Below are 4,046 nucleotides of genomic sequence, written 5' to 3' on the forward strand. Positions count from 1 at the left end.
TTTCGCTCACTCGCTATCTGAAGCGTGAGAATTATTCATTTCTTACGGTAGAATATGAGCAACAAAATATGCCGTATCGCAGCTATGATGTGAAACTCAAAGATGCCTTCGTGCATTTGGGTTATATGCAGCCTATTGTTTCTGACAATGGTAAAAATGTATTTGCCTATGCTGGAATATCCGCTTTGGGTGGCTATGAGGAACTTAACGAAGATAAGAAACTACTTCCCGATGGCGCAAAACTGCTCGATGGCTCTCACTTCGTCTATGGTGGAGCGGTGCATCTATCCATAGAATGTTTCTTATTGGACAATGTGCTGTTGCTACTCAAAGGACAGGGACGCATACTCTTTGGTACGGATGTTCATCATTTTCGCCCTGCTGTATCGGCAGGAATCAGGTTTAATCTATAAATGTAGGGAACAATGAAAAAGAAATTTTTTAATAGTATATGGGTAATGGGAGTGCTAACCCTTGCCGTGTTTTGTTTATCTGCTTGTGATAGGGAGTTGGATGTTCAGCAGTCTTACCCGTTCACTGTCGAGACGATGCCTGTCCAGAAGGACATCGTCAAGGGACAGACGGCAGAAATCAGGTGTACACTCAAACGTGAAGGCGACTTTGCCGACACTCGCTACACCATCAGATATTTCCAACCGGACGGGAAAGGAACGCTAAGAATGGACAATGGGACGGTATTCAAGCCCAACGACCGCTATCCGCTCACCAAGGATGTTTTCCGACTTTACTACACCTCACTCTCATCTGACCGCCAGACGATTGATGTATATGTGGAGGATAGTTTCGGCAGGGTTCAGCAGCTAACCTTTAGTTTTAACAACGAGCGGGAAGAGGGCAAGGACAAGCCTGCATCTTCACGCCACTAAGAACATAATGGATGCGAACGATACATTCTTTCATTTTACTTTGTGTATTCTGCCTGTTCTGTCAGCCGACCCTTGCTCAGCGGAGGGTGCGGTTGGCAGACTTGCCACCTTTTGAACGTGCGGTAGTCGTTGTAAAATACTTTGAGGGTATGCACAGCTGGAAGAATTATCCGTATGTTGGATATGGGCATCAGCTGCAACCAGGAGAGCGTTTCACAGCGGATATGACGGAATGGCAGGCAGACTCCCTGCTTCGTGCAGACCTTTGGAAATGCATTGAATGCTTCAAAGAATATGGCAAAGATGCCCTATTGCTTGCCGTCTTATCCTACAATGTTGGAGTAGGTCGGTTGTTGGGGTATGGCAAACATCCCAAGAGCAAATTACTCAAAAAAATAGAAGGTGGAGATAGGAGTATCTATCGAGAGTATGTTTCCTTCTGTCGATACAAAGGAAAGGTTTTGCGTGGGCTTGTCAAGCGAAGACAGGTGGAGTTTGCTCTATTCTTCATCTTGTAATTACTGAACACCTTTTTACCTAAAAACTCTTTAAATTTTATGGAAAAGCATTTATGGCATTGCAAAATTAAATATTTAATATTACTTTTGCAAACAAAAAGTATATATAATTACCAAACAATATGTATACGTCAACAAAATTGACAGAATATAGAAGTAAATATAATGTTTCGTGGGCTAAACAGTTGCCAGCCAACACTCCTCCTGAAGATGTCGTAGTTGCATACGACAATGAACCTTTATTTCGTCTAATTCAAGAAGATAGCGTCATGACAGAGGATGATTTAAAACCTCATACTGAGCTGTATCCACAGAAAAAATTTGGAAACAAACTATGGCAAGCATCTGGGTTATCTTCACTATGCACATTGGAAGATGCACGTTCTATGGCGAAACTTCCTTACTTGAAACATTTGCATGGAATTGCAGAAATAATAATGTGCCCAGAATATGGTGTAATGCTAAAAACTCCAAGTAATAACTGTGCAAATCATTATACTTGGTGGCATACAACTTTATTTGATTTAAACAAAGCTGAAATCCAATATAGAGAAATAACTCTTTAACCGAAAGCAATATGATTCAACTAAAATTTATAGAGGTTATTGTTTTCTATGAGATACCACAAGTTTTTGTAGCGACAGATATTTTTGGCGCAAATTATTTGTGCCTATTATATCCGTATGATGATGAAACGTGTTATAAATATCTCGCTGTAAGGATTAGTGAAAAACGTTTGAACTTATTTAAAGGTCAGAAAATAGATTTATTGTCTATATATAAAAAACCAGAAGATAATAGTTATCTTGATGTAATTGTAAGAGGTGCAAATGATATATTAGCCATACCCCTTGAATCTATTAAGGTACAGCCTTTTATGCTACCAGATGAAGGCTTTTTCTGTAATTATGAAGCAATTGATAATGAAGAATTAATTTCAGGTTCATTACAAAATGGTAAAATAATGTCTTGTATAGCATTTAGTGACATTGATAATTCTCATAGCATTGATATTAATGTATTAACAAATGCTTTAGACAGATACCAAGCTATGATACGTAACTGTCACATTAAAAGCTTTGGTAAACAACATGCCTCTGAAGCAAATATGAGAGCTTGTGCATTAAAGGCCGCATCTTTTGATGTACACTTTATTCTAAATGAAACATTTGATATGTTTGGTGAAGCATCAAGGATATCATCTACTTTACAGAAAATTGATGAAATATTTACAATAGACTCTGTAGATGGATTGAAAGAAAAAATTGAAGATTTACAGGGACATACATTAAGCAGTATGCGCTCTTTTTTGCAAGTCTTAGAAACTAATAAATTGTCTTTTAAACATAAATGGGTTACATCAACATTAGAAAAAAGTATCTCTGGTTCTACTATATCATTAAATGCAATTTCAAGAGTATATGATTATTTAAATGCACACATAGAATTAGAGGAAGTCATAACCGAATTTGTTGGTTATTTTGCTTCTGGTACAGTTCTATGTAATGGGAAATGGACTTTTATTTACGATAAAAAGAAAATAACAGGTACAACAGCTGAGGCTAATATCCTTAATGGAGTTACATTAGGGGAATTACATCAATATAAAATAAAATGTATTGAATATCAGAATGCAAATAATATATCTACAAAGCCAAAAACAACATATAAGCTTATAGAATGTACAAAAATATAAAAACAAAGGGGAAGATGGCACTTTGCCATCCCTCTCTTGCTCTTCTACCTCTTTATAAAGATCCTCAAGATCATCCTATAATTTAAGCTTTTGATAATTAGCGACTTTCTTTTGCTTCTTTTCTTTGGTCGCCTGCTCGTTCAAAGAAAAAGAAAAGAAGCCACGCATTTTTTTAAGGTTGCGTGGCTCATTGTGTTAGGGATTTTCGGTTGTTTCAATTATCCGCTCTTCGGGGTGGGTATCGAAAGCCCAATTGATTTGTTCATCGGGCAGTGTGCTGTGTATTCCTCTGCCCATCACCATTCCACAATCTTCAAGGATTTTCCGCTCGGCTTCCTCTCGGTCTGTGGCTACAACCTCAAACACACCTTCAAAAACGTATTGGGTGCGTACTCTGTAAACTTTCCTTTCCATATTTTCAAAACTCAGCGATTAGTAATCTGTGTTCCATTGGTTCACCATTCGATAGCCAACGGTGGGTTAGCCAAAAATGATGTGCGCCGTAACCATAGACAAAAAACTTGTCAAGTTCCGTTTCTTGGGAGATTTGAAGGAGTGCGGTCTGCAACTCCTCCTTGTTCTCGGCTATGCTTATGGCATTGATAACTCTCACGATGATGTTGGGTATTTCATCTGCCCACGAGTTGTTGAGAGCTTTGCTCGAAAAATTATGAATAATGCCTTCTACTTGTACTTTCATATTGTTGTCGTTTATAGGTTGATGTTTTTATTTACTCTCTGCAAATAAGGGCGCAGTCCTCTACCTCGGTGGGTAGTCCAAAGGCTGGAACGTGGGTAAAATAAGGTTGCATATTCCCCTCTATGTCTGTGTGGGGCGATATAACCTCCGCTTTGGTGTCCTTACTCCATTGGTCTGCGAGTGCGATTTCTTCGTCTGTCAGTCCTGTACTATCTCCATTGATAAGGTAGCCTAAACTCCACGTT

Annotated in this window: 8 protein-coding genes; 5 read left to right on the forward strand and 3 right to left on the reverse strand. The window is 38.6% G+C overall.

Translation table 11 applies throughout. The annotated features are described in order from the left end of the window. The 5 genes from F596_RS11130 to F596_RS0109725 all read left to right on the forward strand — a co-directional run. A partial coding sequence (locus F596_RS11130; protein WP_019036798.1) for a conjugal transfer protein TraO occupies positions 1-413 on the forward strand: 413 nt, incomplete at its 5' end. A 12-nt stretch (positions 414-425) separates the two neighbouring features. After that, the gene (locus F596_RS0109710; RefSeq protein WP_019036799.1) at positions 426-887 is read left to right on the forward strand and encodes a DUF3872 domain-containing protein; all 462 of its coding nucleotides are present in this window, start codon (positions 426-428) and stop codon (positions 885-887) included. Positions 888-898: 11 nt separating this feature from the next. Next, complete coding sequence (locus tag F596_RS0109715; RefSeq protein ID WP_004338365.1) at positions 899-1,405, forward strand: glycoside hydrolase family protein; 507 nt, start codon at positions 899-901, stop codon at positions 1,403-1,405. 122 nt (positions 1,406-1,527) lie between these two features. Beyond that, a complete protein-coding gene (locus F596_RS0109720) occupies positions 1,528-1,971 on the forward strand; it encodes a hypothetical protein (protein ID WP_004339669.1) in 444 nt (147 codons plus the stop codon). Positions 1,972-1,982: 11 nt separating this feature from the next. Next, complete coding sequence (locus F596_RS0109725; protein ID WP_004338366.1) at positions 1,983-3,101, forward strand: DUF6575 domain-containing protein; 1,119 nt, start codon at positions 1,983-1,985, stop codon at positions 3,099-3,101. Positions 3,102-3,296: 195 nt separating this feature from the next. Here F596_RS0109725 and F596_RS0109730 read toward each other — a convergent pair whose 3' ends face one another. The 3 genes from F596_RS0109730 to F596_RS0109740 form a co-directional block, all read right to left on the reverse strand. Beyond that, the gene (locus tag F596_RS0109730) at positions 3,297-3,515 is read right to left on the reverse strand and encodes a hypothetical protein (RefSeq protein ID WP_004338368.1); all 219 of its coding nucleotides are present in this window, start codon (positions 3,513-3,515) and stop codon (positions 3,297-3,299) included. A gap of 4 nt (positions 3,516-3,519) precedes the next feature. After that, positions 3,520-3,801 (reverse strand): hypothetical protein, encoded by a 282-nt coding sequence (locus F596_RS0109735; RefSeq protein WP_004338369.1) that lies wholly within the window; start codon positions 3,799-3,801, stop codon positions 3,520-3,522. Positions 3,802-3,832: 31 nt separating this feature from the next. After that, positions 3,833-4,046, reverse strand: a 214-nt coding sequence (locus F596_RS0109740) for a DUF6926 domain-containing protein (RefSeq protein WP_019036803.1), incomplete at its 5' end; no start/stop codon positions are given.

This window comes from Prevotella amnii DSM 23384 = JCM 14753, from assembly GCF_000378745.1.
GTDB classification, from domain to species: domain Bacteria; phylum Bacteroidota; class Bacteroidia; order Bacteroidales; family Bacteroidaceae; genus Prevotella; species Prevotella amnii.